The sequence below is a fragment of the Pseudomonas syringae pv. coryli str. NCPPB 4273 genome (assembly GCF_000972175.1).
GTDB classification, from domain to species: domain Bacteria; phylum Pseudomonadota; class Gammaproteobacteria; order Pseudomonadales; family Pseudomonadaceae; genus Aquipseudomonas; species Aquipseudomonas syringae.
Genome location: NZ_AWQP01000037.1, coordinates 217,611 through 242,818 on the forward strand (window position 1 = coordinate 217,611; position 25,208 = coordinate 242,818).

Annotated in this window: 24 protein-coding genes, 1 tRNA gene and 4 pseudogenes; 19 read left to right on the plus strand and 10 right to left on the minus strand. The window is 56.5% G+C overall.

Features of this window, described 5'->3' with window-relative positions; all coding sequences use genetic code 11:
* Window positions 1–46: 46 nt before the first annotated feature.
* The 3 genes and pseudogenes from P406_RS16480 to P406_RS30295 all read left to right on the plus strand — a co-directional run bounded on the left by P406_RS16480 (window position 47) and on the right by P406_RS30295 (window position 2,210).
* Window positions 47–490: a hypothetical protein gene (locus P406_RS16480; RefSeq protein ID WP_054992179.1), complete on the plus strand. Its 444-nt coding sequence runs from the start codon at window positions 47–49 to the stop codon at window positions 488–490.
* 79 nt (window positions 491–569) lie between these two features.
* Window positions 570–1,352 (plus strand): annotated as a pseudogene (locus tag P406_RS30290) (MCP four helix bundle domain-containing protein); the annotation flags it as partial.
* Window positions 1,347–2,210: a methyl-accepting chemotaxis protein gene (locus P406_RS30295; protein ID WP_370737605.1), complete on the plus strand. Its 864-nt coding sequence runs from the start codon at window positions 1,347–1,349 to the stop codon at window positions 2,208–2,210. The pseudogene P406_RS30290 and the gene P406_RS30295, both read left to right, overlap by 6 nt.
* A 276-nt stretch (window positions 2,211–2,486) precedes the next feature.
* On the opposite strand, the pseudogene pilM reads toward P406_RS30295, so the two are convergent.
* A pseudogene (pilM, locus tag P406_RS28965) lies at window positions 2,487–2,710 on the minus strand (type IV pilus biogenesis protein PilM); the annotation flags it as partial.
* Between the two features lie 106 nt (window positions 2,711–2,816).
* A pseudogene (locus P406_RS30300) lies at window positions 2,817–3,011 on the minus strand (shufflon system plasmid conjugative transfer pilus tip adhesin PilV); the annotation flags it as partial.
* Between the two features lie 698 nt (window positions 3,012–3,709).
* Between P406_RS30300 and P406_RS30305 the strand changes: the two are divergent.
* Both P406_RS30305 and P406_RS30310 read left to right on the plus strand, forming a co-directional pair.
* Window positions 3,710–4,672: pseudogene (locus P406_RS30305) on the plus strand (methyl-accepting chemotaxis protein); the annotation flags it as partial.
* Between the two features lie 27 nt (window positions 4,673–4,699).
* Entirely contained in the window at window positions 4,700–5,530 is an 831-nt protein-coding gene (locus P406_RS30310; RefSeq protein WP_370737606.1) for a methyl-accepting chemotaxis protein, read from the plus strand.
* Between the two features lie 68 nt (window positions 5,531–5,598).
* Here P406_RS30310 and P406_RS16495 read toward each other — a convergent pair whose 3' ends face one another.
* Window positions 5,599–6,282, minus strand: coding sequence for a hypothetical protein (locus P406_RS16495; RefSeq protein WP_046236747.1), 684 nt, complete (start codon window positions 6,280–6,282; stop codon window positions 5,599–5,601).
* A 93-nt stretch (window positions 6,283–6,375) separates the two neighbouring features.
* On the opposite strand from P406_RS16495, the gene P406_RS27940 reads away from it, so the two are divergent.
* The 4 genes from P406_RS27940 to nadA all read left to right on the plus strand — a co-directional run bounded on the left by P406_RS27940 (window position 6,376) and on the right by nadA (window position 9,561).
* Window positions 6,376–7,047: a Crp/Fnr family transcriptional regulator gene (locus P406_RS27940; protein ID WP_046236748.1), complete on the plus strand. Its 672-nt coding sequence runs from the start codon at window positions 6,376–6,378 to the stop codon at window positions 7,045–7,047.
* 244 nt (window positions 7,048–7,291) lie between these two features.
* The gene (locus P406_RS16505) at window positions 7,292–7,558 is read left to right on the plus strand and encodes a cupin domain-containing protein (protein WP_046236749.1); all 267 of its coding nucleotides are present in this window, start codon (window positions 7,292–7,294) and stop codon (window positions 7,556–7,558) included.
* A 54-nt stretch (window positions 7,559–7,612) separates the two neighbouring features.
* Window positions 7,613–8,194: a DedA family protein gene (locus tag P406_RS16510; protein ID WP_046236750.1), complete on the plus strand. Its 582-nt coding sequence runs from the start codon at window positions 7,613–7,615 to the stop codon at window positions 8,192–8,194.
* 308 nt (window positions 8,195–8,502) lie between these two features.
* Window positions 8,503–9,561 (plus strand): quinolinate synthase NadA, encoded by a 1,059-nt coding sequence (nadA, locus tag P406_RS16515; protein WP_046236775.1) that lies wholly within the window; start codon window positions 8,503–8,505, stop codon window positions 9,559–9,561.
* 80 nt (window positions 9,562–9,641) lie between these two features.
* Here nadA and P406_RS16520 read toward each other — a convergent pair whose 3' ends face one another.
* A complete protein-coding gene (locus P406_RS16520) occupies window positions 9,642–11,075 on the minus strand; it encodes a M48 family metalloprotease (protein ID WP_046236751.1) in 1,434 nt (477 codons plus the stop codon).
* A gap of 140 nt (window positions 11,076–11,215) precedes the next feature.
* On the opposite strand from P406_RS16520, the gene P406_RS16525 reads away from it, so the two are divergent.
* Window positions 11,216–11,467 (plus strand): sulfurtransferase TusA family protein, encoded by a 252-nt coding sequence (locus P406_RS16525; protein ID WP_046236752.1) that lies wholly within the window; start codon window positions 11,216–11,218, stop codon window positions 11,465–11,467.
* 35 nt (window positions 11,468–11,502) lie between these two features.
* Window positions 11,503–12,573: an AI-2E family transporter gene (locus P406_RS16530; protein WP_003409439.1), complete on the plus strand. Its 1,071-nt coding sequence runs from the start codon at window positions 11,503–11,505 to the stop codon at window positions 12,571–12,573.
* Between the two features lie 66 nt (window positions 12,574–12,639).
* Here P406_RS16530 and P406_RS16535 read toward each other — a convergent pair whose 3' ends face one another.
* Window positions 12,640–13,113, minus strand: coding sequence for a peroxiredoxin (locus tag P406_RS16535; RefSeq protein ID WP_046236753.1), 474 nt, complete (start codon window positions 13,111–13,113; stop codon window positions 12,640–12,642).
* A 9-nt stretch (window positions 13,114–13,122) separates the two neighbouring features.
* Complete coding sequence (locus P406_RS16540) at window positions 13,123–13,686, minus strand: glycine cleavage system transcriptional repressor (RefSeq protein WP_003368263.1); 564 nt, start codon at window positions 13,684–13,686, stop codon at window positions 13,123–13,125.
* Between the two features lie 325 nt (window positions 13,687–14,011).
* On the opposite strand from P406_RS16540, the gene dapA reads away from it, so the two are divergent.
* From dapA to P406_RS16565, 5 genes are all read left to right on the plus strand, one after another.
* Window positions 14,012–14,890: a 4-hydroxy-tetrahydrodipicolinate synthase gene (gene dapA / locus P406_RS16545; RefSeq protein WP_003317384.1), complete on the plus strand. Its 879-nt coding sequence runs from the start codon at window positions 14,012–14,014 to the stop codon at window positions 14,888–14,890.
* Window positions 14,891–14,908: 18 nt separating this feature from the next.
* Window positions 14,909–16,027: an NlpB/DapX family lipoprotein gene (bamC, locus tag P406_RS16550; RefSeq protein WP_003409440.1), complete on the plus strand. Its 1,119-nt coding sequence runs from the start codon at window positions 14,909–14,911 to the stop codon at window positions 16,025–16,027.
* Window positions 16,028–16,786, plus strand: a complete 759-nt coding sequence (locus tag P406_RS16555) for an MBL fold metallo-hydrolase (protein ID WP_011267088.1) — start codon at window positions 16,028–16,030, stop codon at window positions 16,784–16,786.
* Between the two features lie 28 nt (window positions 16,787–16,814).
* Window positions 16,815–17,525 (plus strand): phosphoribosylaminoimidazolesuccinocarboxamide synthase, encoded by a 711-nt coding sequence (gene purC / locus P406_RS16560; RefSeq protein ID WP_003409442.1) that lies wholly within the window; start codon window positions 16,815–16,817, stop codon window positions 17,523–17,525.
* A 90-nt stretch (window positions 17,526–17,615) separates the two neighbouring features.
* Window positions 17,616–17,705, plus strand: a tRNA-Ser gene (locus P406_RS16565).
* A gap of 217 nt (window positions 17,706–17,922) precedes the next feature.
* Here the strand turns inward: P406_RS16565 and P406_RS27945 are convergent.
* From P406_RS27945 to P406_RS16580, 3 genes are all read right to left on the minus strand, one after another.
* Window positions 17,923–18,234: a type II toxin-antitoxin system RelE/ParE family toxin gene (locus tag P406_RS27945; protein WP_003409443.1), complete on the minus strand. Its 312-nt coding sequence runs from the start codon at window positions 18,232–18,234 to the stop codon at window positions 17,923–17,925.
* Window positions 18,212–18,460: a CopG family ribbon-helix-helix protein gene (locus P406_RS16575; protein WP_003345556.1), complete on the minus strand. Its 249-nt coding sequence runs from the start codon at window positions 18,458–18,460 to the stop codon at window positions 18,212–18,214. Before P406_RS16575 ends, P406_RS27945 begins: the two co-directional genes overlap by 23 nt.
* 331 nt (window positions 18,461–18,791) lie before the next feature.
* Window positions 18,792–19,913, minus strand: coding sequence for an alkene reductase (locus tag P406_RS16580; RefSeq protein ID WP_046236754.1), 1,122 nt, complete (start codon window positions 19,911–19,913; stop codon window positions 18,792–18,794).
* A gap of 332 nt (window positions 19,914–20,245) precedes the next feature.
* On the opposite strand from P406_RS16580, the gene P406_RS16585 reads away from it, so the two are divergent.
* Entirely contained in the window at window positions 20,246–21,175 is a 930-nt protein-coding gene (locus P406_RS16585; RefSeq protein WP_003317395.1) for a LysR family transcriptional regulator, read from the plus strand.
* A gap of 69 nt (window positions 21,176–21,244) precedes the next feature.
* Here P406_RS16585 and P406_RS16590 read toward each other — a convergent pair whose 3' ends face one another.
* Window positions 21,245–22,213, minus strand: coding sequence for an LLM class oxidoreductase (locus P406_RS16590; RefSeq protein ID WP_046236755.1), 969 nt, complete (start codon window positions 22,211–22,213; stop codon window positions 21,245–21,247).
* A 297-nt stretch (window positions 22,214–22,510) separates the two neighbouring features.
* On the opposite strand from P406_RS16590, the gene gvpU reads away from it, so the two are divergent.
* Entirely contained in the window at window positions 22,511–22,993 is a 483-nt protein-coding gene (gvpU, locus tag P406_RS16595; protein ID WP_003409447.1) for a gas vesicle accessory protein GvpU, read from the plus strand.
* 313 nt (window positions 22,994–23,306) lie between these two features.
* A complete protein-coding gene (locus tag P406_RS16600) occupies window positions 23,307–24,998 on the plus strand; it encodes an NAD-dependent malic enzyme (protein WP_003415604.1) in 1,692 nt (563 codons plus the stop codon).
* Window positions 24,999–25,208: the final 210 nt, after the last annotated feature.

Consider the following 25,208-nt stretch of genomic DNA (forward strand, 5'->3'; position numbering starts at 1 on the left):
TAACCATGCAAGATAACTATTGATAAACATATTTTGGACGCGCTACATGACCTTGTTGTCGAATAACGAAACTAGAGTTGAGAGCCTGATTGAGTTTTCTAAAGAGTTCTCTATATATGTAACCTCGTCAGTCACTGCAGTGGAGAATGTGGAGAGTTCTATTCATGGGATAAAAGCGGCGCTATCAAGCATTCCCAATGATCTCGGTACTGATAATGTTGTCAGCCATGAATTAATGCAGAATATCGCGAGACGAGATCTGCACCTGTTGCTCAAAGAAATAATACGTATCGAGGCCGTTTTAGCTCAAAGCTTAGAACTCCTGATCAAGTACGGCAATGCTGCCTTAAACTTAACTGTCCCACAAGAAAGGTTGGATCATCAGCAAGGCACATATCTATATATTGCTAACCAGCAGGTCGCCGCGGATCTTGGTCTACTTATAAAGCTGCAATTCTATATGCTCACGTCTATCCGGTCCAGGCAATAGATTTTGCTGCTGAATGAACATGCGCCAATCACCGCTGTTAATCACAGCGCTATCACATCTATAAATGGGGTGTCTTTAAGTGTCACTATTTGATAATATTAAAATCAGAACCAAATTATTCGCAGCTTTCGGCATGTGTTCCATGATTACAATCGCAGTTGGTGCTTTAGGTCAGACGGGCCTCACGAAGCTGAATGCTCAGGTTGAAAATATTGTGGGTAACATAGTGATTTCCGTAGGATGGGTGCAGACCACGTATGGACGCACTATCGCTACCAACCGCGATTTCTACAAAGCCATTGCTCTGTCCTCGGCGGGCTCCACCGCTGACGCAATGAACGAGCTCCTTGAAGAGTATCGGGATAGCAAGGCGCTAGCCGAAAGTTCTTTCAAGCAATATCGGGCCACACCAATGCAGCAAGATGAGCAAGTCGCTGCAGCTAGCTTCGATCGTGACTGGCCTGCTTACACCGGAGCTATCGAAGCTGGATTTGCAGCCCTTGCTAATAAAGATATCGAAGGAGCTCTTAGGATCGCGGTAACTAGAGTACAACCTGAATTCTCAAAGGTTAAGGGGGATATGGATGTCATACTCGCATCTAATAATCGCCAAGTTGATCAAGCCAGGGATGAGGTCAGGGAAGTTTACACACAACTCACTTGGACTCTTTCCATAGGATGCCTGATAGCAATTATCCTAGCCGTCATCATGGGCGTCTTTATGACAAACAAAATCACGGGCCCAATATACAGATCCGTGGCCGGTGCAAGTCGCGTATCTAAAGGTGATCTGACGCAAGCCATTGAATTTAGCGGTACGGATGAAACCGGTCAACTTCTGCAATCGCTGTCCCTTATGCAGGAAAATCTTGTCGGTACGGTTCGCCAGATAGCTGATGCAGCGGGACAACTGGCATCTGCTGCAGAGGAATTGACTTCGGTTACAGACGATAGCACCCGGGGCTTGGTGACGCAAAATGGTGAGATTCAACAAGCGGCAACGGCAGTGACTGAAATGAGTGCCGCAGTTGAAGAGGTAGCCCGCAACGCCGTGAGCACCTCCATGATTTCAAGTCAGACGGCTGACGATGCTCTCAAAGGCCAGCAGCAGGTACAACAAGCAGTCACGGGGATTGATAATGTGACGGTCGTAATCACTGACTCCACTAAGCTTGTAGAGACTTTAGCGTCCCAGATACACGACATCACCAAGGTCTTAGACGTGATCCGTGGGATCGCTGAGCAAACCAATCTTCTTGCACTGAACGCTGCGATCGAAGCTGCACGTGCTGGCGAGCAAGGTAGGGGCTTTGCAGTTGTCGCTGATGAAGTCCGTGCACTCGCCCATCGAACCCAGGCGTCAACGGGTGAAATTGAGCTCATGATCAGCCGGGTACGTGATGGTGCCGATGAAGCTGTGACAGCTATGGGAAAGAGCCGCAGTCTTGCTTTGAGCACTCAGTCCCTAGCGACAGAAGCCGGCATAGCACTGCAGCGAATCAGCGAGGGAGTACACAGAATCAATGAGCAGAACCTGGTAATCGCCAGCGCAGCGGAAGAGCAGGCGCAAGTTGCCAGGGAGATCGACCGCAATCTGGTTAACATCCAAGACTTATCAGTGCAGACGGCAGCCGGTGCTAATCAAACCAGTGCTTCGAGTTTGGAGCTTTCTAGGTTGGCTACATCATTTAATAAACTTATCGCGCACTTCAAGCTATAACGCTCGTGTCCCATCCCAACGCCGCTCAGTTGGCTGCATGATCGGGTCGAAGTCACTGGGAGGTTGGTTTGTCAACAAGCCGAGAAAAAGCAATCCTTGTCGCAGATGCGCAATCTCTCGACACAAACCGGGATTTATAGTTCTGGGCTGAGTTCAAAGCTGGGGGTTTAGTTCCCCCTATAGAGCCGGAGCTGCGTTGCGAGAACTGGAGCAGCGCTCGCAGCGTCTGGTACTTAAGTCCACTCTGCATGCGTCTGAGACGATCCGCTATTGGGCTCATTGGCAAGCCACGGCTGCGCCGATGGGTAATGTCGCTGGCAGTGCGACTCCCACGTTGCCTGATGACGGGATGATAGGTTGCCAGATGACGCCGTGCCGATGGCCAGCGATCCTCCAGTCAAATTGATCATCTCTGAAATAAGACCGGGAGGAGGGGAAGCGAAGAACGCGTAATTTCGCCCAGCATCGATCACCCCATCCACTCCAGAGTAACCAGTAAACGTTCACTCTACGTCCTCAATGACTGCTATGAGCCTGGTCAGAACGGGTAACAGAAAATGGTGGCTTAATCGTTCTGGCCGACCACGACTCCTGGAGTGCTGCTGGACCGTTGGCCGGAGTGTTCCCTGATAGTCGGGCAGCTGCGGCCGAGAGACTGGCCGAGGCATTCGCCGACTGTGCGTATACATCGCCAGCAGCGATAACGTTGCTCCGGGCCGTGACGGTCCCCGACGCACTCCCAGTGCCTTGGGCTATGGCAGATCCCGAGGCACTCACATTGCCAACGACGTTCACTGCCCCACCTGCGGTGATCAAGATGGATTCAAGCTGGTTGACGTTGACCCTTCGGGCAGGCACCACAACTGTGCGCGTGTCCAATAACAACAGCGTCCATTAGATTTTTTTAAAAATCGGTGCGCCAGAGAGGGCAAATAATGCAGGGGTCTATTCGATAACGAAGTTAATTATTCGCTGTCTCTCTTTTTAACTCATTATCATGAACTGTGGTTTTTCGGTATTGCTGCGCATATGCCGAGGCGAATTTTATTCGTCCGTTCGTCGACATACGTCAAAAAAATTATAGGAAATGAAAAGAGTGACGACATAATGGCTCATTGCCATGGATCGGCCTTTCAGCTTTAGCTCGAGATCCTCGATTATGAACAGGTTTATCCTGCCTCGGCACCGCTTTGTCCAGAACGCACCTACAGTTCGAGTATTTACTCAAGTACTTCAATGGCCCTCCGGATGACGCCGCAGTGAGTTCAGATCTGTGACGTGACCCTTTTTATCGAGGGTGTCAGCAGGATTTACATTATCGATTCATCCTGATGCGTATTGGACCTTATGTTCAGCTACCTGTCCGGCAGACTTTTGTTTTCAAAAAAATCAATGAGTAAAGATATATGTCCAGCGCAACATCAGGTGTGTTAAGTAATATAACGGTTCGGGCGAAGCTACTGGTAGGTTTCGGACTGTTGATTTTGATGATTCTCTTAATGGCTTACACGGGAAAGGACGCCACCGATACATTGAAGCGTCGAGCTGATTTGTCTGGAGACATTGCTCAGTTCAGTTCAATCGCACGAGACATGCGTATCGAGCGTTTGGTGTATTTTTTAAAGGCGGATGATGCACAGGCTTCAAAATGGCTGGAGGCACTCGAGCGAACGGAGCGCCAGTTGGTGAGTATCTCGCCACGTTTCAAAACAGCCAATAACATCGCGCTGCTCAAAGAAGCCCAGACAACGATGCAGCTTTACCGTGGGTTTTACACTCGGTCAGTCGAGGCTACTCGAGAGCGTGAGCAGTTACGGACGCTGGCCGGCGCCTCCGGCGAAACGATTAACGGTTTATTGCTGAAGATCGCAGACGCTGCCAACGACGAGAGCGGGAACGCAGCGGATCGTCAGAAACTGCCGGCACTGTTTATCTCGGTCCAGAAGATGCGTACCGCGTTTCGCTCTTATACGGCATCCCCGAGTAAAAGCGGGGAAGACACTGTTCGTCAGGCGATAGCGCAGGTCGTGGCCAGTATCGACACGCTCAAAAATACCCGTTTGCCCAGTGCTGACGTTCAAGCGTTGGCGGCAGGAATGGCCACCTATAGCGGGCAACTGGAAACATTAGTCGCCGCTCAAGCCAAAGTTGATGAGGCTCAAGGCGGTATCACAACGTCGATCGCTACCATTCTTGGCATTACGGACAAGATGACCGCTATCCAGAACGAGCTTCGTGCCTCCGATGCAGAGAAAGCACAGGAGAAGATTTTGCTCTGGCTGGCCCTCTCTGCCCTGTTGGGTGTTCTTGCTGCCTGGTTGATCACCCGATCAATTGTTCATCCTCTCAAAGAGACTGTTGAAATCGTTGAAGTCGTTGCAGAGGGAGACTTTACGTACAGAACAGAAGTGACTCGAAACGATGAACTTGGCGCGTTGCAGGGCAGCATGTTGCGCATGACGTCCGGGCTTCGAAGCTTGATCGGGGAAATGAAAGACGGAATCGTGCAGGTAGCAAGCGCGGCAGAGCAGCTTTCAGCCGTAACGGAGCAGACCAGTGCGGGCGTGAACGCGCAGAAACTGGAGACTGAGCAGATTGCCACTGCGATGCAGCAGATGACAGCCACGACTCATGAGGTATCTCGTAATGCAGCTCAAGCCGTAAATACTGCGCAAATCGCCAGTCAGTTGGCCCAAAAAGGTGGGCAAGTCGTTGACAGGACTCGTTCCCAGATAGAGACCCTGGCGCGTGAGATGAACATGACCAGGACGGCGATGGCGGCGCTTAGAGGGAATACTCAGAGCATCGGTGGCGTACTGGATGTAATAAAGACGGTGGCTGATCAGACGAACCTTCTGGCGTTGAACGCGGCCATTGAAGCTGCGCGTGCCGGGGAGGCAGGACGTGGTTTCGCTGTCGTCGCGGACGAGGTAAGAGGCTTGGCCGTGCGCACCCGCACGTCGACAGACGAGATCGCGCTGCTTATAAACGAACTGCAAACCAGTACCGATCATATGGGCCAGGTTCTAGAGCAAAATCTGGCACTGACGGACAGCAGTGTCGAACTGTCCACGCAAGCCAGTGAGGTGCTGCAGAGTATTACCGCATCTGTTCATGAGATTGAGGTGATGAACGAACAGATCGCCGTTGCTACTGAGCAGCAAACTAACGTAGGTGAAGAAATAGGCAGGGGCGTCACAAATGTCAGGGACATTTCAGACCAAACGGCTTCCGCCAGTGAAGAGACAGCGACATCAAGCGTTGAATTGGCCAGAGTCAGCGCCAGGCTGCAGGAGATGACCAACCGATTTAAAGTCTAGCTTGAAGGTCTGGCCCAATGCGTTTGCAGCTTGGGTCAGGCCTCAAATTCAATGACCCAACGACCGCTTCATTGCCCCCGCTGTCCTCGTAAACGCTCACTTCTATTCAACAACCATGACATCAGCAGTCCTGGAATCAGGAAGCCTGACGAGACCAGAACCCCGTGAAGTATATGCGTCAGAGGTTCATCGAGAGTGGCAACAAACTTCATGGGCGAAGCGAACGGGGATAGCTGCAAGAACAAGACAAGCAGCACCACACAAGGCCAAGTCAAACTCACGCCACGTTGCCTGCTTAGCCGCCATGCATAGGCTGCCAGCACGGCTGAAAAAGCGCCTTCGAGAATCCAGGAGGCAGTCCCCAGCTTGCCCCATAGGCCATAACCGTGATGCTCAACTGCGCGGGGATAAAGTGCCAGATCGCTGTTGTGCATCGGCCAGTCGGCGATGAAGTGAGAGAAAGCTGCCAACGCTGCCACAATGGCTACTGGTCGATGCTTTACGAAAAGCAGTCCCCAAAGCACTGACCAGAACACAGCGGCAAGCAATGAGTGATCCCAGTCGATAAAGGTCAGATCAAAGAACATATACGGCCCGCTGTTTAAATTCGGGGTGACGGTGTTGAAGCCAAGAATGATGAATATCCCATCCAGCAGATCCAGGAAGCCGACTCCCATCATGATGGGGAGCGCGGGGATCCTTGGATAGCGTGCCTTGATTGCCAGGCCTATGGCGAAGTGACCTACGTACATTCTACGTTCCTGATTCAGGTATGCCTGTCGTCTACAGGCCAGATGCGTCTGATACTATCCGAGCCTTCAAACCAAGATTGTCGGGTTTTGGCAATGTCTGAGTTGTCTGCTAAAGCTATTCCCTCATCCTTTTCCCTCCCCCCGGATGTGGACGCGATTTTGCTTGAGGCCTCGCGGGTCAGGACGTTGGTAAAGTCAGAGGCAGTCTTCCCTCAAGGCTCTGAACCACTGGGAATGTTTCGTCTGATTCAAGGCACTTTGCGAGTGAGTAGCCTGGGCGCTAATGGACGCCAACTCTTTCTTACTCAATTGGTGTCCGGAGATTGGTTCGGAGAAGTGCCACTTTTAGATGGCTTACCCAGGACGTATGACGTTCGAGCCGCGTCGCAAGCGCGTATTGCAGTTCTTCCGGCAAACGCATTCTGGCAAATCATTGAGCACCGACCGGATGTTCTGCTAGCCATTACTCGTTTGGTCTGTGGCAGATTTCGAATGGCGCTCGAATGGGCCGGGAACACGATCCTGAATCCTCTGCCTGTCAGATTGGCTAACCGACTCATTGCCTTGGTCAAACGTCCAGGTATCGAAGAAGCGGCCTACCTGAAGATAAGCCAGGAAAATATCGCCCAACAACTGGGTGTTTCTCGTCAGAGCGTCAACCGCCAGCTGAAAATGTGGGAAACCGAAGGCCTGTTGGTCGTTCGATACGGTGCCGTCACAATTCTCGATCTGCAAAAACTCAGCAATGCAGCACGAGGGGATTAGCCTGGCGGCAAAGACTAATTACCGGCGGATTACCCCAGCGACAGGGAAGGTTGGGCTGATCTTAGGCACGCGTTCCAAGCGCTGGAAAACTTATTGAATGTTGCTCTCAAGGGGTGATCTATAGGAACGGCGTTTTTGAATGTTGCGAGGCTGTATTCATTGTCGCAGTGGGTGGTCACGGCGCCGCCATTCCGGGTGCCAATTGGGTTCACCACCCCCATCAAAAGATTCAGGAAAAGTGGAAATGGAAAAAGAGGCTTTTTTGCAACTGCTTGCTGCCGAAGGGTTCGGCACCGTTGTTGAAGTTGAGCGCGAAGCGTTTGGTACGCTCGATTCGCACGCCCATAACTTCGAGGCGATGGCGCTGATTCTGCACGGTAGTTTGGTCATTCATAAATCCGATGGCGATTTCACCTACAACTCAGGAGATATTTTTCACCTGGAATGTAACCAACCCCATTCGGAAGTCTTTGGTGAACATGGCGTACGGTACCTGGTGGGAAGAAAGTGACGACGCTGGCATTTCAGCCTGGATTCAAGTGATGTCAGACGTACAGGAAAGACCATGTTCGAACATCTCGACCTTAACGCGCTGATCGCCGCCTACGGTTATTGGGTGATTTTCCTGGGCTGTTTGCTGGAAGGCGAAACAGTGTTGATCCTCGGCGGTATGGCGGCGCACCAAGGTGCTCTGCAGTTGCTGCAAGTGATCGGCTTGGCCACGTTGGGCGGTATGCTCGGCGATCAGTTGCTATTCTGGACCGGACGTTATTCCGGGGAGCGTCTGCTGCCCAAGCTCAAGCGTCACCAATCTGCCATCAAGCGGGTCGAGGGTCTTATCCAGCGTTACCCCACGACCTCGGTATTCGCTGTTCGCTTTCTCTACGGCATGCGCCTGGTGGGGCCCATGGTGATAGGTGCAAGTGGCTTGTCACCGTGGCGTTTCGCGCTGATCAATGTGCTGAGTGCGGCAGTCTGGGCGACCCTGTTCGTCTGCGCCGGCTATTGGGCGGGGGAAGCGTTACAGCATCTATTCGGCGACCTGAAGCCCTATCGACTGCCGATCTTCCTCGCGGTGGTAGCACTGGTGAGCCTTGCGGCGTTGGTCCGGTATGTGCGTCGCCGATCCAAGGCAACGCATGATTGAGGCGGTGGGGTCGGCATGCAAGGCTGTAGCGCCTTGCCGACGTCGAGGTCGACAGCCTGGCTTTCCGTGCCCTCGGCAAGCGGGTTTTCAGGAACGCTTCTCATCGCTGCCTGCTGAGCCAGAAACAGCTGTTAAATCAGTTTTTTGGCGCTAGAATCGGCGCGCCTTAAGAAGTCTGGCCGATATCCACCGGATATCAGCCATAAGCCTTGGTGCAGATGGCGCAGCCTCTGTCAGGCTTTTTTTATTGCCTGTATTTCGGGTGTAAACTTGCCTTTCGCGCACTGGCGCTTTCAGGTCCCGTGAACATGACACAGATCTCCGAACGTTTCCTGGTGCAGGCGCATCTTGATGCCAAACAGCCCAGGACGTTGAGCCCGGCAGAGCAGGCGCGTTACCGTGCCGACATTGCTGAGGAACTCAAGAAGCAGGACGCCGTGCTGGTCGCTCACTATTACTGTGATCCGGTTATCCAGGCGCTGGCCGAGGAAACCGGTGGCTGCGTGGCCGACTCTCTGGAAATGGCGCGCTTCAGCAATAACCACGCGGCCAGCACTGTGCTGGTGGCGGGTGTACGTTTCATGGGCGAAACCGCGAAGATCCTCAATCCTGAAAAACGCGTGTTCATGCCGACGCTCGAAGCCACCTGCTCGCTCGATGTGGGGTGCCCGGTCGACGAGTTTTCCGCTTTTTGCGACCAGCACCCGGAACGTACGGTGGTGGTGTATGCCAACACCTCGGCAGCCGTCAAAGCCCGTGCGGACTGGGTGGTGACCTCTGGCTGCGCGCTGGAGATCGTCGAAAGCCTGATGGATAACGGTGAGAAAATCATCTGGGCGCCAGACAAGCACCTGGGCCGATACATCCAGCGTGAGACCGGTGCCGACATGCTGCTGTGGGACGGTGCCTGCATCGTCCACGAAGAGTTCAAATCCAAGCAGCTCGAAGACATGAAAGCCCTGTATCCCGAGGCGGCGATTCTGGTTCACCCCGAGTCGCCGGAAGCGGTCATCGAGTTGGCTGACGTGGTCGGCTCCACCAGCCAGATGATTGCCGCAGCGCAACGCTTGCCCAACAAGACGTTCATCGTCGCCACTGACCGGGGCATCTTCTACAAGATGCAGCAGCTGTGCCCGGACAAGGTCTTCATCGAGGCGCCTACGGCCGGCAACGGCGCGGCGTGCCGGAGCTGTGCACATTGCCCGTGGATGGCGATGAATACGCTTGAGCGCACCTTGCAGTGCCTGCGCGAGGGCAGTAACGAGATAGTCGTCGACCCGGCGCTGATCCCCAATGCCGTGCGTCCATTGCAGCGCATGCTGGACTTCACCCAGGCAGCGCGCTTGCGACAGGCAGGCAACGCCTGACAGCGATGATGAAAGAGCCCGACTCAAGTGTCGGGCTTTTTCATTGCTGGTCGTATCGGGCGCCTTGCGACGCCGGACGATCAGTTCATCATGTCCTTGACCATCCGCTCCTGCTCGATCAGATCCTTTTGCCGCGCATCGATACGTGACGCCAGCTGAAAATTATTGGCCGCACGGCGTTTGGCGAAGTCCAGTTGCTGGATCGCCTGACGGAAATCACCGACCAGCGCAAAGTATTCAGCGCGCGCCTGATGCAGGCCGATGGTGTTGCCATTCAGGCCACGGGTTTCCGCCACGACGTACCAGATGTCCGGATCATCCGGGCGGGTCTTGAGCAGCGCTTCAAGGCTTTTCTCGGCTTCGGCGGTGCGGTTCTGCTTGAGCAGCACGTCGATACGCACGTCATTGAGCGGATAATTGCCGGGGTACAGCGTCAGCATGCGATCGACACGCTGCTGCGCATCGGCCAGCCGGTTATTGGTGATGTCCAGGTCGATCTGCATCAGGTTATAGGTAATGTCGTTCGGCGCTTTTTCGAGCAGTGGCTTGAGGGTTTCCCTGGCCTCGTTCAGTTGTCCGCCCTTGATCTGCGCGATGGCCAGGCCATAGCGCGCCGGATCGGATTTCGGGTTTTCAACCAGTTGCGCACGGAAGCGCTTGGCGGCGATGCCTGGGGTTTCTTCGTAGATCAGTGCCACACGGGCGCGCATCAGTTGATACAGCAGGCTGTCTTCCTTGCCGCCCGGTTTGGCCTGCTCGGCACGGTTGCGTGTATCGGCGATCCGCGACTCGCTGACCGGGTGAGTCAGCAAAAACTCCGGAGGCCTGGCGTCGAATCGATATTGGCGCATGAGGCGTTCGAACATGGTCGGCATGTTGCGCGGGTCATAACCGGCCTTCTCCAGGTTGAGAATGCCGATGCGGTCGGCCTCCTGCTCGTTCTGGCGCGAAAAGCGCCGTTGTTCCTGGATCGCGGCAGCCTGTGAGCCGGCGATGGTGGCGATACCCGCATCACCGGCGCCTGCGGCTGCCATGACGATACCTGCCAGCATCGCGGCCATGACTGGCACCTGCATGCGTTGCTGCGCTTCTATGCCTCTGGCGAAGTGGCGCTGCGACAAGTGAGCCAGCTCGTGAGCCAGTACCGAAGCGTACTCGCCCTCGGTCTGCGCGTTGAGAAACAGGCCGCCGTTGACGCCGATGATGCCGCCGGGTGCGGCAAAGGCGTTGAGTTGCGGGCTGTTGATCAGGATGAATTCAAGCCGCCGGTCCTGAACCTGACTGGTCTCGGCAAGGCTGTAGACCGAAGTTTCGACGTAGTCCTTGAGTTGCGGGTCCGACAGCTGCGCCACCTGGCCGCGCAGCAACCCCAGCCACGCACGGCCCAGACGGTGCTCCTGTTCTGGGGAGACAATCGAGGAGCTGGCGTCACCAAGCGAGGGGAGGTCATCCGCCATGCCGTGTGTAGCGAACAGGCAGGCGAGGGTGAGCAGTGTAGGACGCAAAAAATTCATGCACGAAGCTCTGGTCAGAAGAACCTGTACTGTAGCTGGCTCGATGGCGTGCTGACCAGAGTGAGGTATTCTTGCCGCCTTGTTCGTACTGCCTTTTCGGACCTGCTTTGTAATCCGATGTGTCCGCCTGGAGATAAACGATGTCTGACGCTGTAGTGCGCCCCGAGGCCTGTGACGCTGAACTGGATGCCAGTGGTCTCAACTGTCCGCTGCCCCTGCTGAAGGCCAAGATGGAGCTCAACCGCCTGGCCAGCGGCGCGGTGCTGAAAGTGATTGCCACCGATGCCGGTTCGCAGCGCGATTTTCGAACTTTCGCCAGGCTTGCCGGGCACCAGTTGCTGCATGAAGAGGTCGATGCTGGCATTTATCGTTACTGGCTGCGCAAGGCCTGACCCACTGCAGCGTTTTTTTCCGAAAAGGATGTTTGATGTTCAATGTGCTTCGCAATTGGGTGCAACGCTACTTCTCTGACGAGGAGGCGGTGGTCCTGGCCGTTTTGCTGTTTCTGGCGTTCACCCTTGTTCTGACGCTGGGCGGCATGCTGGCGCCGGTCATCGCCGGTCTGGTGCTGGCATTTCTGATGCACGGCCTGGTCAGTGCCCTGGAGCGCCTGCGCATGCCTGAAATGGCCGCCGTCGGTCTGGTGTTTACCCTGTTCATCGGCGTATTGCTGGTGTTCCTGCTGGTATTGGTGCCACTGCTCTGGCACCAGTTGATCACCTTGTTCAACGAAGCCCCGGGCATGCTCGCCAAATGGCAGTCTGTGCTGTTGCTGCTGCCCGAGCGTTATCCGCATCTGGTGTCCGACGAGCAAGTGCTGCTGGCCATTGAAGTCGCCCGTGGTGAGGTGGGCAAGATCGGTCAGTTGGCGCTGACGTTCTCGATCTCCAGTCTGCCTTTGCTGGTCAACCTGATGATCTATCTGGTGCTGGTGCCGATTCTGGTGTTCTTCTTCCTCAAGGATCGGCACATGATCGGCCGCTGGGCGCGTGGCTATCTGCCCCGTGAGCGTGCCTTGATCAACCGGGTGGCGGATGAGATGAAGCGCCAGATTGCCAATTACATTCGCGGCAAGGTCATCGAGATTTTCATCTGTGGCGGCGTGACCTACATCGCTTTCGCCGCGCTCGGGCTCAATTACGCGGCGCTGCTGGCAATGCTGGTCGGCATATCGGTGGTCGTTCCTTATGTCGGCGCAGTGGTGGTCACCGTGCCAGTGGCATTGATCGGTCTGTTCCAGTGGGGCTGGGGCGATCAGTTCATCTACCTGATGATCGCTCACGGCATCATTCAGGCGCTGGATGGCAACGTACTGGTGCCGCTGCTGTTTTCCGAGGCCGTCAATCTGCACCCGGTCGCAATCATCTGCGCCGTGCTGCTGTTCGGGGGACTGTGGGGGTTCTGGGGGATCTTCTTTGCGATTCCGCTGGCCACGCTGTTCAAGGCCGTGCTCGACGCCTGGCCACGCAATGAGCCGACGGTAGCTCCGCTGCTTTGACGCGATAGTCACAGCCGCAGCGCTGAATCGCTGCGGCACCTTGCGCGCCGCAGCGGGGCACGCGGATCAGCCTTTGTTCAGGGCTTCTGCCTGCGCCAATACTTCAGCCACATGGCCCGGCACTTTCACACCGTGCCATTCCTGACGCAGTACGCCTTCCTTGTCGATCAGGAAGGTGCTGCGGTCGACGCCCAGGTATTCCTTGCCGTAGAGCTTCTTGAGCTTGATAACGTCGAACAGCTGACAGACCGCTTCGTCCTTGTCCGAAATCAGCTCGAACGGGAAAGACTGCTTGGCCTTGAAGTTTTCGTGGGTCTTCAGGCTGTCGCGGGAAACACCGAGGACAACCGTGTTGGCTGCCTGAAACTGCGCGATATGGTCACGAAAGTCCTGGCCCTGGGTGGTGCAGCCGGGCGTGTTGTCTTTCGGGTAAAAATAAATCACCACCTGCTGACCCTTGAGCGCAGACAGTTCGACAGTCTGTCCGCTGGTAGCGGGTGCCTGAAAATCGGGAACCGGATGATCTACTGTGACAGTCATGAGGACTCCTTACATTGGGGCTTGTGGACGCCAGGGTTCGATCAGTGCGTCCAGATTCAACGCGTCGGCGAAATCGAGGAATTGATCACGCAACCAGCTGATCTGTGTCCCGGCAGGCAGTGTCACCGTAAACGTGGCATTGAGCATGGTGCCGCCGGTCTGCGGAGCCTGATAGGTGTCGCAGATCAGGTTCTCCAGCTCGACGTTGTGGTCGATGAAGAACTGGCACAGCTCATTGATGATGTCCGGGCGGTACGCCGAGCTGACGTAGGCCACGTAGGGCAGGGCTTCCGGACGGTTCTCCAGAGTGGCGCTGCGCACGACGCTGGTCGTGAACGCATGCTTCTTGGAGAGACTCGCCAGGCCGGTTTCAAGGCGCGCCAGAGCGTCCCAGCTGCCCGACACCTGAAGAATCAGCGCACTGCACTCGCCGTGGCGGGTGAGGCGCGAGGTGACGACCGAGCAGCGGTTTTCATGGCTGGCGCGGCACAGGACGTTGGTCAGCTCCATGGGGTTTGCGCCAAGGGCACTGATGACAAGGAATTGTTCGCGAACTGTGGGGGTGGACGACATGCAGCATTCCTAGACGATGAGCGGTCGGTACTTTTTCGGACTTGCGGGGCTGTTTCGACAATCGATGGCGCAAGATTACTTGCCGGGTCCCTCGGCGCCTGGCCTGTATGGATATACCATGACTGGGCTGGAGTGCGCTGGGGCGGGGCTTCTGGCGACAAATTCGACCGATTGAGCGAGGTGCGCAGGTGACCAGTACCGATCAAAGGACGAAGGGTAGCGAAAACCATCGCTCAGGGGAATGCTCAGAGCGCGGTACTTCGCTTGTACAAGGCTGATAGCGCCAGTACCATTACGGCTCTCTTTTTCCGGCAGGAGCGGTTGCATGATTGCGGGCAGTATGGTGGCACTGGTCACACCAATGGATGCACAAGGTCGTCTGGACTGGGACAGCCTGAGCAAACTGGTTGACTTCCACTTGCAAGAGGGCACCCACGCCATTGTTGCCGTAGGCACCACCGGTGAGTCGGCGACGCTGGATGTGAACGAACACATCGAAGTCATCCGCCGGGTGGTCACTCAGGTTGCAGGTCGCATTCCGGTTATCGCCGGTACAGGCGCCAATTCGACGCGTGAAGCCGTCGAACTGACCACCAACGCCAAAAATGCGGGTGCCGACGCGTGCCTGCTGGTGACGCCTTACTACAACAAGCCGACTCAGGAAGGCCTGTTCCAGCATTTCAGCCACATCGCCAATGCTGTCGACATCCCGCAGATCCTCTACAACGTGCCGGGCCGTACGGCCTGCGACATGCTGCCAGAGACCGTTGCGCGTCTGTCGACGGTAAAAAACATCGTTGGTATCAAGGAAGCCACCGGCAACCTGCAACGCGCCAAGGACATCCTGGCCAGCGTCAGCAGCGATTTTCTGGTGTACTCCGGCGACGACGCTACAGCAGTCGAATTGATGCTGCTGGGCGGCAAGGGAAATATTTCCGTAACCGCTAACGTTGCACCGCGCGCCATGAGCGATCTGTGCGCAGCGGCCATGCGTGGTGATGCGCAAACGGCCCGGGCGATTCACGAAAAGCTCATGCCGCTCAACAACACCCTGTTCATCGAATCCAACCCTATCCCCGTGAAGTGGGCATTGCATGAAATGGGTTTGATGCCAGACGGTATCCGTCTGCCGCTTACCTGGCTCAGCGAAGCCTGTCATGAACCGCTGCGTCAGGCCATGCGCCAGTCCGGCGTCCTGGTTTAATTGAGGAAGTATCACGCAATGAAGCGATTGGCCGGACTTTCCGCACTTGCTCTTATTATCTCCAGCACCAGCGGTTGCGGTTGGCTCTGGGGCGAAGATGGTTACTTCCGTGATCGCGGCAGTGATTACCTCCAGGCGACCCAGACCCCACCCATGCAGTTGCCCGCCGATGTTAGCGGCGTCAAGCGTCTGGATCCTTTGCTGCCGATCCCGCGTAACGTGGCTGACAGCACCCAGAAAGACGGCGAGTACATCGTGCCGCGTCCTCAGCCGCTGGGCACGACTTCCGAGTCGAGCGACTTCAGCCTGCAGAAGAGTGGTGATGCGCACTGGATCCTGGCTCAGCGTCAGCCAGCCGAAGTCTGGCCGGTGGCTCATCAGTATTTCGAAGACAACGGTTTCCGTATCGCTGAAGAGCGTCCACAGACGGGCGAATTCAGCTCTTCCTGGCAGCGCCTTGATGAGCTGTCCGCTTCGGTGGCCAAGCGTCTGAGCGCTGCCGGCGTCGCCGCCGATGCAGAAACCCGCGTGCGGGTGCGTATCGAGCCGGGCGTGCAGCGCAATACCAGTGAAGTCTACGTGGTCAGCGTCGAGCGTCCTGCCGGCAGCACTGCCGACGTGGCCTTCCCGACGCGCACCACCAACCTGGGCCTTGATGCCGCACTGACCGACGACCTGCTGGCCAGCATGGGCCGCAACGCCGAGAAGGGCGGTTCGATTTCCCTGCTGGCGGCACGTGACTACGACACCCCAAGCCGTGTTGCCTTGAGCGAAGACGGCAGCGGCAACCCGGTCTTGAACCTCGGTGCCGATCTGGACCGCGCATGGTCGAGCGTTGGCCGTGCGCTGGATCAGGGCGACTGGCGTGTCGAGGACATCAACCGCAGCCTGGGTCTGTACTACATCAACCTGGCTGAAAAGGCCAAGACGCCTGAAAACGAGCCTGGTTTCTTCGGCCGCATGTTTGGCAGCAAGTCGACCAAGGAAGAGATCGATGCCCGCGCCGAACGCTATCAGGTCCGCCTGAGCAAGGTCGGTGACAACGTTCAAGTGACCGTCGAGAAGAACATCAACACCGTTGCACCTGCGGATATCGCACGTCGCGTGTTGAGCGTTATTCAAGACAACCTGGGTTAAGTGCGTTTCGCGGTTCTCGGCAGCGGCAGTCGTGGCAACGGCACGCTGGTCGCAAGCAACGATACGTACGTACTGGTCGATTGCGGTTTCTCCCTGCGGGAAACCGAGCGGCGCCTGGCTCGTCTGGGCGTCTCGGCAAGCCAGCTGAGCGCCATACTGGTGACCCACGAACATGCCGATCATGTGCATGGCGTGGGTTTGCTGTCGCGGCGCTACAATGTGCCGGTCTACCTCAGCAGCGGGACGTTGCGCGGAATGCGCAAACCGGTGGAAATTGCCGGCCTGCTGGCAGGCGGGGAGAGTCTTCAGATCGGCGCACTGGACATCGATGTGGTGTCGGTCGCTCACGATGCGCTTGAGCCGACGCAGTTCGTCTTCAGTGACGGCAAGCGCCGCTTTGGCCTGCTGACCGACCTTGGTTCTTACTGCTCCAACGTATTACAGCGTTATCAAGGCCTGGATGCCTTGATGATCGAGGCCAATCACTGTCGCGACATGCTTGCCCGAGGCCAGTATCCGGTCTTTCTCAAGCAGCGCGTTGGCTGTGAAACCGGTCATTTGAACAACCATCAGGCCGCCAGCCTGGTGAGCGAACTGGGATGGCAGGACCTTCAGCACCTGGTGCTGGCGCATCTCAGCAGCAAGAACAACCTGCCGCACCTGGCCCGGCAATGTTTCGTCGACACCCTCGGGTGCGACCCGGACTGGCTGCAACTGGCCGATCAAGATTCAGGGCTCGACTGGCGACATATCGCCTAGCCCAACTACTTAGCAAGCGGAGCCCATCATGGAAAAACGTGAAGAACTCTACCGCGGCAAAGCCAAATCGGTTTACAAGACCGACGACGCTGACCGCTTGATCCTGCTGTTCCGCAACGACACCTCGGCGTTCGACGGCAAGCGCATCGAACAGCTCGACCGTAAAGGCATGGTGAACAACAAGTTCAACGCCTTCATCATGCAGAAGCTCGAAGACGCGGGTATTCCGACCCAGTTCGACAAGCTGCTGGGCGACAACGAGTGCCTGGTCAAGAAGCTCGACATGATCCCGGTCGAATGCGTTGTGCGTAACTACGCCGCTGGCAGCCTGGTCAAGCGTCTGGGCATCGAAGAGGGCACCAAGCTCAACCCGTACACCTTCGAACTGTTCCTCAAGGACGACGCCAAGGGCGACCCGTTCATCAACGAATCCCACGTTGTGGCGTTCGGCTGGGGCACCGCCGAGCAACTGGTTCGCATGAAAGAGCTGTCGATCAAGGTCAATGACGTGCTGACCAAACTGTTTGACGACGCCGGCCTGCTGCTGGTCGACTTCAAACTCGAATTCGGCGTATTCCACGGTGAAATCGTCCTCGGCGACGAATTCAGCCCGGACGGCTGCCGCCTCTGGGACAAGGACACCCGCAAGAAAATGGACAAGGACCGCTTCCGCCAGGGTCTGGGCGACGTCATCGAAGCCTACGAAGAAGTCGCAAACCGTCTGGGCGTGCCGCTGTAAGCGGAAAAACACGCAAGCGCTTGATAGCACGAAAAAAAACAGCAGAAGGGCTTCGCCTTCTGCGTTGATGCTGTTATGATGCGCGCCGTTGGAGAGATGCCAGAGTGGCCGAATGGGACGGATTCGAAATCCGTTGTACCTTCACCGGTACCTAGGGTTCGAATCCCTATCTCTCCGCCATACAAATAAAGACCCGTAGCTGATTCAGCTACGGGTTTTTTTGTGGCCAAAATAACCATCATTCCAGGGCTTCTGGAAATTGGTCCCGCATTCCTGCCTCATTCGGTCGGATTAGGCTGGCGAGGGTTATCAAGTCGTTCATGCGGCCTTTGGCGCGGTGGTACGGGCATAAACGCAGCTGATGGGGGATGTAAATGGCAGGGCTACAGGGTCGGGCCTAGCGGAATTGATCCGGGATTTTTGCAGTGTTCAGGCGCTCGTTCCGCTCATGCAGCACACGAACGATGAATACGACCCGGGTGCGAACCACATAGCTCACTACGAAGGGGTAGCGGGTAAGCACCAGCTCGCGCACGTCCGGGGTTTGGGAAGGGCGTCCCATCCCCGTAAACGTTGCAAGCTGCTCAATGGATTCCAGAATGGTATTTATGACTTCGTCAGCTCTCTGGTGGCCCATCAGCCCCGCGTAATGCTCATGAATCGCTTCCAGATCGCTATCGGCTTTTTCACTTAACTCGATTTGCGGCACGTGCTACCCACTTGGCTTTAACGGTTTCCAGATCGATCGTCTTCCCTGCATCGATGTCGGCCAAGCCTTCATCAATGGCTTTCAAATGCCACGCTTCTGCTTCAACGTAGCGAGACAGAGCACGTTTCAGGTGGTACTGACGATCACGGTCCGTGGCAAGGGCAAGCTGGTCGAGCATTTCGACCAAGCCTTCTTCTACTCGGAATGACAGGACAGGCGATGCCATATTGGCCTCCACGGCTGCTAGCTGTAAACAATGTATACAATAAATGAATCGGTATACTCAGTGTACTTGCTAGCGCACCGGGTGTGTCAACGTTCAGTCAAAACAGATTTTACCGAGAGTTTACGTTTATCGGCTTCTCATCCGTCTAGCGGTTCAGTCAGATGCCGTACAAGCCTATGCCTGAGGACTTCCAGCTCGTCGTCATTCAGACCCAATTCCTCACGGCAAGGATATGGCTGCGCTGACACAGTTGCCGGTGCCCGGCTGAAAGGCAGCTTTCACCGCTAGACCAGCCGCGACACCGCTCGAACGCGGCGCCCCGGCCGTTAGATCAAGCGCGGTAAGGCGCGTAGTCGATGTAGCCGTGCGCATCGCCACCGTAGTAGCTGTCACGGTCCGGGGTCGTCAGGGGCCAGCCGTTTTTCAGGCGGGCGACCAGATCGGGGTTGCCGATGAAGGGCTGGCCAAACGCAGCCAGGTCGATCAGGTTTTCTTCCAGCAGCGCATCAGCGCGTTCGCGTGTCATGTCGCCGGCGAGGATCAGCGCGGTGTTGCCCAGTTCGGCCTTGCAGTGCTTGAGCAGTTTGCGCAGTGCCTGCTCCTGCGCGGCGGAGCTTTCGCCGGCCATGAAGAAGTGCGTCTGGTCCATGACGTGTACATAGGCGATGCCGCGTTCGCGCATGCCTGCACACAGCGCCGAGTAGGTTTCGTCTATCTCCGGGTAGAGCGGTATATCGAACAACTGACCATAGGGCGAGATGCGAATACCAACGCGGTCGGCACCGATTCTGGCACAGGCGGCATCGACCACTTCGAAGACGAAGCGCAGGCGATCTTGCAGGTTGCTCGCGCCGTACTGATCGGTGCGATCGTTGACCAGCGGGTTGAGGAACTGCTCCAGCAGGTATCCATTGGCGCCGTGAATTTCTACGCCGTCGAAACCGGCGTCGATCGCATTCTGCGCGGCCTGGGCGAAATCCTCGACGACTCGCGCCACTTCTTCGGTGGTGAGCGGGCGCGGCACGGAGGTAGGCACGAAGCCGGGTTCGCCGTCTTCGCCATAAGCGAATGCGACTGCGCCCTGTGCTTGTTTGGTGGTGGCGCTGACCGGTGCTTGGCCGTCGATCTGGATCGAGGTGTGGGACACGCGGCCAACATGCCAGAGCTGCGCGAACATGTGACCACCGACGCTGTGGACCGAGTCGGTCACCAGCTTCCAACCCTTTATCTGCTCCGGTGTATAGATGCCTGGATTGAACAGGTAGCCCTGGCCTTCGCGAGAGATCGGCGTACCTTCCGACACGATCAGGCCGGCGGTGCCGCGCTGGGTGTAGTGCAGCGCGATCTGTTCGGTGGCGATATCCTCAGGGGCACGCGAGCGGGTCATGGGCGCCATGACGACGCGATTGCTGAGGGTCGTGTTGCCGAGTTTGAATTCGTTGAACAGAGTCAAGGCAGTCTCTCCTGTGGAGGGGGAATCAAAAGGACAATGACGGCAGCAGCCTTGGGGGAGGCGGCTGTCAGGGGATGACTGACGACGCGTCAGCAGCAGCGCAACGATCACTCCGAGGCCCATTAGCCCCCCGCCAATTTGCCCAGCAGGGATGTTGCGAACGCCATCATCAGGACTGATAGTCCGAGCGTGAGGTGTTGTCCGGGGCCAGTTCAGCGCTGTATGAGGCTTCAATCCGAACAGGTTTTGACATAGTCTATTGGAGAAATGGCATTTGATTTTTGCTGGTTTCTATCAAGTGAGTGGAATGGAATTCAATAATCGGAGCGTCTATGTTTTCGTCTGAGCGACTCAAGGGTATCGATGTGTTCGTCATCGTCGCCGACATGGGCAGCTTCACGGCCGCAGCTGAACGGTTGAACCTGACCAACTCGGCGATCAGCAAGAGCATTGCGCGATTGGAAGGGCGTCTGCGCACCCGGTTGTTTCAGCGCACTACGCGTCGGCTGTCGCTCACCGAGGCAGGGGAAACCTTCTACCGTACCTGCACAACGGTCCTTTCGGATCTGGAGGAAGTCGAGATTGCGCTGACTTCGACCCAGACCGAGCCACAGGGCAAGGTGCGTATTGATTTGCCAGCTTCGTATGGGCGTTTACATGTCCTGCCGTTGATTCTTGATTTCATGAAGCAGCACCCCAGGTTGCAGCCCCATGTGTCTTTTTCCGATCGGTACGTCGACCCGGTGCATGAGGGCATCGATATCGTCGTCAGGATTGGTGGTTCAGATGCCTGGCCAGCCGCCATGGCTCACCAGTTTTTTGGGACGCAGAAACTGATTTTTTGCGCTTCGCCCGAGTATGTAAATCAATATGGGCAGCCCAAAACGGTGTCGGACCTCGATGACCACCAGTGCATCGGCTACGGGCAAAATGACGGTATGGCGATCCCCTGGTACTTCAAGGGTCGTCAGCCGGGGGATATGGAGCGCAGGATCATGCATCCGCACATTGCCGTGGGAGACGGAGAGGGTGAGGTGATGGCGGTGTTGGCGGGGCTAGGCATCGCTCAACTACCGACCTGGCTGGTCCAGGTGCATCTGAACAGCGGCAGACTGGTGGAGGTGCTGCCGGATCTTGCTACCGAAGGCCTTCCGATGAATCTTGTCTGGCTTCGAAGTCGCGAGGCGCTGCCAAAAGTCAGCGCGTTGGTCGCCTACCTGGGAGCCAATCTCACGCCTGCCGGGCGTGTTGAGCGGGCTTGAATAATCATTGAATCGGGGATGATCGCAAAGCCGCTGACAACACAGAAGCGCGAAGCCGTCCCTGTCTCCTCAGCCTGACGTGATGGAAAATTCGGGGAGGATGTGCTCCTGAAGTTCATCGATCACCTCCACAGAGGGGCGCCGCGTGGGCTTGAGGTTCAATGCGACATGATTGATCCCGGCTTCGCGTTGCCGCGAGAAGAACTCTTTCAGCGCCTTTCGACCGCCCCGCAGCATCCGCCCCGTTTGTAGCGGCGCGTCAGGATTGGTGTCGAGATCGAACATCGCGCCATAGCCGAAAGGGACGAATCCCCTGGAAGCGGTTGCCTCACGCCAATGCGGCACAGCCTCCGGCATGCGCAGCGCGTCGCCATGCCAGATCCAGGCATCGACATTGGCCGCGAGCCACTCCAGGCTCTGTCCAGCGCGACCGATAGCAATGATAGGGACCCGTTGGGCTGCGGGTTTGGGTACCAGATCGATATCGCCCCGCAACTGGCCGAAATGCTGTGTCTTCAGGCGCGGAAACGACTCTGAAATCAGCGTTTTGATCAGCGTTAGCGCTTCCCGATAGCGTTCCGCTCGGCTGGCAAAGTCGACCCCGAAAGCCGGGTACTCTGTTGCCCGGTCACCCGAAGCCATGCCAGCGAGAAAGCGGCCCCCCAATAGTTGGTCCGCCGTAGCGATCTGCTTGGCGGTGATAACCGGCTCTCGCAACGGGCTGACGATGCCGGCAGTGCCGATGGCGATTCTATGAGTGAGCGCTGCCAGCCAGCCCGCGTACACCAGCGGATCGAGGACCTGGCCGGTATCGCCGAATGACGGATCGTAAAACGGCACATCGCGCAGCCACAGTGCCGCAGCATCGCTCTGATCGAGGCGCTGCACGATCTCGGCCTGGTCCTCCAGGCTGGGAAAAGGGCCGTCAGGATAGCCCCGCGCGGGCGAGATGAATCCGATGGTCAACTGATCAGGCTGGAATGTACCGCTGAACGCCGTATGGTTCTCCAGGCTGAGCGATTGATTGTTCTGAGTCATCGTTTTACTCCGTTTCGGAAATCGATCATTCGATTCTATAGATGACCTTTAGGCGGATCTCCGATCTTTTGGATCAGTCATTGTGAAAAAAAATCACCAATATTCGGTCTGCAACACTTAACCGAATCACTGGCAACCTGTGCAGAGTAGAAACACTGTCATCATCTTCCTGCGAAATCGCCTGGTTCCACACGTACCCTTCGGCCATTCGCAAACTAATCCTGCCTCCCGGTTTCGCTTTCGCTCGATCTGATCTATACCTTGGGTTCAACGTTTTGTGAGGCGAGGAGCTTTCAGATGTCAGACGTAGATCAGGTACAAAAGTCGCAACCTTCTCCCAGCCAGAGCCACGATGACGTGATTGCTCAGTTCAAGTGGCAGGGCAAGCAGATCGACTGGTTGCTGCAATGGCTGGTCAAGTTTGTTGCCAACACCAAGGTTGAGATGGGCGTGACGTTGTCGGTGGGCGGGAATCTGGTTTCCGGGCATCTGATTTCTCACGATGCGTATTTCGAGCAGTTGGCCGACGATATCTCGGCACCGTTCAGTTCGTTCGCCAACGGCACTGACGCGACCATGAAAGAGATGATCCTGTCCTTCAAGCCAGGTGAGTCGTCTGAAGACACCCCGGCCTTCCATTTCATTCACTTGAAGGACTGCCGCACTTATTCCACTGACGGCAACCCGATTTGTGATGCCGGTGTGCTGTGGCGGGGCCGAATCTCGGCAGTCGATGGGTTCACCATCGGGCTTATCGCCGAAAAGCCTGACGCAGCCTGACCCCATGGAGCCCCGACGTCCGTCGGGGCTTTTTCAACCCGAGACCATGATGGCTTCCAGCGTGCTGAATGCACTGGCTGGTCATGGGAAGCTGTGTCTGCAATAGCGTCACTTAGCCACTCTTTGCGCGACAAAATGTCGCAAGCCGCTGTCAGGCGAGTAATATGTTCGCCCTGACCTTATCTGCCGAATGGTTTTCGGCATGGCCTGATAGAGAGCTGGCGACAAGAAAAAACAACAAGAACTGAGCCAGGCTGCCCGCCCCGGTCGACGTAAAGAATTAATGAGTAGACGAAAAAGGCGATTAGAGAAAATGACCAAAACTTCGCGACCTTTGTACATTTCCTACGCAGGACCCTCACTGCTGGAAATGCCCCTGCTGAACAAAGGCAGTGCCTTCACCCCGCAAGAGCGGGTCGAATTCAATCTGATCGGGCTCCTGCCGCAGAACGTAGAGACGATCGAAGAGCAAGTCACCCGGGTCTACAGCCAGTACAAACAGTGTGCCAGCGACCTGGACAAGCATATCTACCTGCGCTCGATCCAGGACAACAACGAAACCCTGTTTTTCCGTCTGCTCGACTCCCACCTGGACGAGATGCTGCCGATCATCTACACGCCGACGGTGGGGCAGGCTTGTCAGGAATTCTCCAAGATCTACCGCACGCATCGCGGCCTGTTCATTTCCTACCCTGAGCGCGACCGCATCGATGACATTTTGCGCAGCGCGACCAAGGACCGGATCAAGATCATTGTCGTGACCGACAGCGAACGAATTCTTGGTCTTGGCGATCAGGGCATCGGCGGCATGGGCATTCCGATTGGCAAATTGTCGTTGTACACCGCGTGTGGCGGGATCAGCCCGGCGTACACGCTGCCGATCGTGCTGGATGTCGGCACCAACAATCGTGAGCTGCTGGACGACCCGATGTACATGGGCTGGCGTCACGAGCGGGTATCGGGCAAGGAATACGAAGACTTCATCGCGCTGTTCATCGACGCGGTGCAGCGTCGCTGGCCTGACGTGTTGCTGCAGTTCGAAGATTTCGCCCAGTCCAACGCCATGCCGTTGCTCGAAAAGTATCGGGACGAGCTGTGCTGCTTCAACGATGACATCCAGGGCACCGCTTCGGTCGCCGTGGGTACGTTGCTGGCGGCCTGCAAGGCCAAGAATGAAACCCTCGGTCAGCAGAAAGTGGTGTTTGTCGGTGCCGGTTCGGCAGGCTGCGGGATCGCCGAGCACATCATCGCAGCGATGCGCATCGAAGGCCTGAGCGAAAGCGAAGCGCGCAAACGTATCTTCATGGTTGATCGTTTCGGCCTGTTGACCGAAAGCATGGACAATCTGCTCGACTTCCAGAAACGACTGGCGCAAAAGACTGCCGACGTGTCTGGCTGGACTGCCGGCTCGGAAGCCTTTCCGCAGTTGCTCGACGTAGTCACTCACGCCGGGGCCACCGTAATGATCGGTGTGTCCGGGCAGCGCGGTCTGTTCACCGAGCAGGTGATTCGCGAACTGCACAAGCATTGCGCCAAACCCCTGGTAATGCCGCTGTCCAATCCGACGTCCAAAGTGGAAGCCACTCCGGAAGAAATCCTGCGCTGGACCGACGGCAATGCACTGGTAGCCACCGGTAGTCCGTTTGCGCCAGTGGAGATCAACGGTCGCACGGTGCACATTGCGCAGTGCAACAACTCCTACATCTTTCCGGGCATCGGCCTCGGCGTGGTGGCCTGCAAGGCATCGCGTATCACCGACCGGATGCTCATGGCGGCGTCCAATGCGCTGGCCGAGTGCTCGCCGATGGTGACAGGGAAGGGTGATGCGGTGTTGCCGCCGCTCAAGGAAATCCAGCAGGTCAGCCGCAAGATCGCCCTGGCTGTGGCCATGGAAGCGCAAGCCGAAGGGCTGGCACTGGAAACCACCGAAGAGGCGCTGCTTGAGGCCATCGAGCGTAATTTCTGGTTGCCGGGCTACCGGGCCTATCGTCGTCGCTCGGTCTGATCAGGCGCGTTTGAACGGCTGATGTCTCCGCAAGCTTGCTTGCGGAGACACGCTGCTCGCAAATGCGTTAATGCTGCAACGCATTTCTTTACAGTGAAATAAGCTTCATTCAACCCAATACTCTCATCGTTTTCACATAAAATTGATGATGCGCTGCCTACAGTGCGCGCCATCGGAGCATTAACTGGCTCCCGAACGCCTGATGCATAT

Excerpts from the sequence above, each read along its gene's own strand:
- P406_RS16480 (WP_054992179.1), top strand. The coding sequence starts at position 47 with ATGACCTTGTTGTCGAATAACGAAACTAGAGTTGAGAGCCTGATTGAG.
- P406_RS30295 (WP_370737605.1), top strand. The coding sequence starts at position 1,347 with ATGCAGGAAAATCTTGTCGGTACGGTTCGCCAGATAGCTGATGCAGCG.
- P406_RS30310 (WP_370737606.1), top strand. The coding sequence starts at position 4,700 with ATGAAAGACGGAATCGTGCAGGTAGCAAGCGCGGCAGAGCAGCTTTCA.
- P406_RS16495 (WP_046236747.1), bottom strand. The coding sequence starts at position 6,282 with ATGTACGTAGGTCACTTCGCCATAGGCCTGGCAATCAAGGCACGCTAT.
- P406_RS27940 (WP_046236748.1), top strand. The coding sequence starts at position 6,376 with ATGTCTGAGTTGTCTGCTAAAGCTATTCCCTCATCCTTTTCCCTCCCC.
- P406_RS16505 (WP_046236749.1), top strand. The coding sequence starts at position 7,292 with ATGGAAAAAGAGGCTTTTTTGCAACTGCTTGCTGCCGAAGGGTTCGGC.
- P406_RS16510 (WP_046236750.1), top strand. The coding sequence starts at position 7,613 with ATGTTCGAACATCTCGACCTTAACGCGCTGATCGCCGCCTACGGTTAT.
- nadA (WP_046236775.1), top strand. The coding sequence starts at position 8,503 with ATGACACAGATCTCCGAACGTTTCCTGGTGCAGGCGCATCTTGATGCC.
- P406_RS16520 (WP_046236751.1), bottom strand. The coding sequence starts at position 11,075 with ATGAATTTTTTGCGTCCTACACTGCTCACCCTCGCCTGCCTGTTCGCT.
- P406_RS16525 (WP_046236752.1), top strand. The coding sequence starts at position 11,216 with ATGTCTGACGCTGTAGTGCGCCCCGAGGCCTGTGACGCTGAACTGGAT.
- P406_RS16530 (WP_003409439.1), top strand. The coding sequence starts at position 11,503 with ATGTTCAATGTGCTTCGCAATTGGGTGCAACGCTACTTCTCTGACGAG.
- P406_RS16535 (WP_046236753.1), bottom strand. The coding sequence starts at position 13,113 with ATGACTGTCACAGTAGATCATCCGGTTCCCGATTTTCAGGCACCCGCT.
- P406_RS16540 (WP_003368263.1), bottom strand. The coding sequence starts at position 13,686 with ATGTCGTCCACCCCCACAGTTCGCGAACAATTCCTTGTCATCAGTGCC.
- dapA (WP_003317384.1), top strand. The coding sequence starts at position 14,012 with ATGATTGCGGGCAGTATGGTGGCACTGGTCACACCAATGGATGCACAA.
- bamC (WP_003409440.1), top strand. The coding sequence starts at position 14,909 with ATGAAGCGATTGGCCGGACTTTCCGCACTTGCTCTTATTATCTCCAGC.
- purC (WP_003409442.1), top strand. The coding sequence starts at position 16,815 with ATGGAAAAACGTGAAGAACTCTACCGCGGCAAAGCCAAATCGGTTTAC.
- P406_RS16575 (WP_003345556.1), bottom strand. The coding sequence starts at position 18,460 with ATGGCATCGCCTGTCCTGTCATTCCGAGTAGAAGAAGGCTTGGTCGAA.
- P406_RS16585 (WP_003317395.1), top strand. The coding sequence starts at position 20,246 with ATGTTTTCGTCTGAGCGACTCAAGGGTATCGATGTGTTCGTCATCGTC.
- P406_RS16590 (WP_046236755.1), bottom strand. The coding sequence starts at position 22,213 with ATGACTCAGAACAATCAATCGCTCAGCCTGGAGAACCATACGGCGTTC.
- gvpU (WP_003409447.1), top strand. The coding sequence starts at position 22,511 with ATGTCAGACGTAGATCAGGTACAAAAGTCGCAACCTTCTCCCAGCCAG.
- P406_RS16600 (WP_003415604.1), top strand. The coding sequence starts at position 23,307 with ATGACCAAAACTTCGCGACCTTTGTACATTTCCTACGCAGGACCCTCA.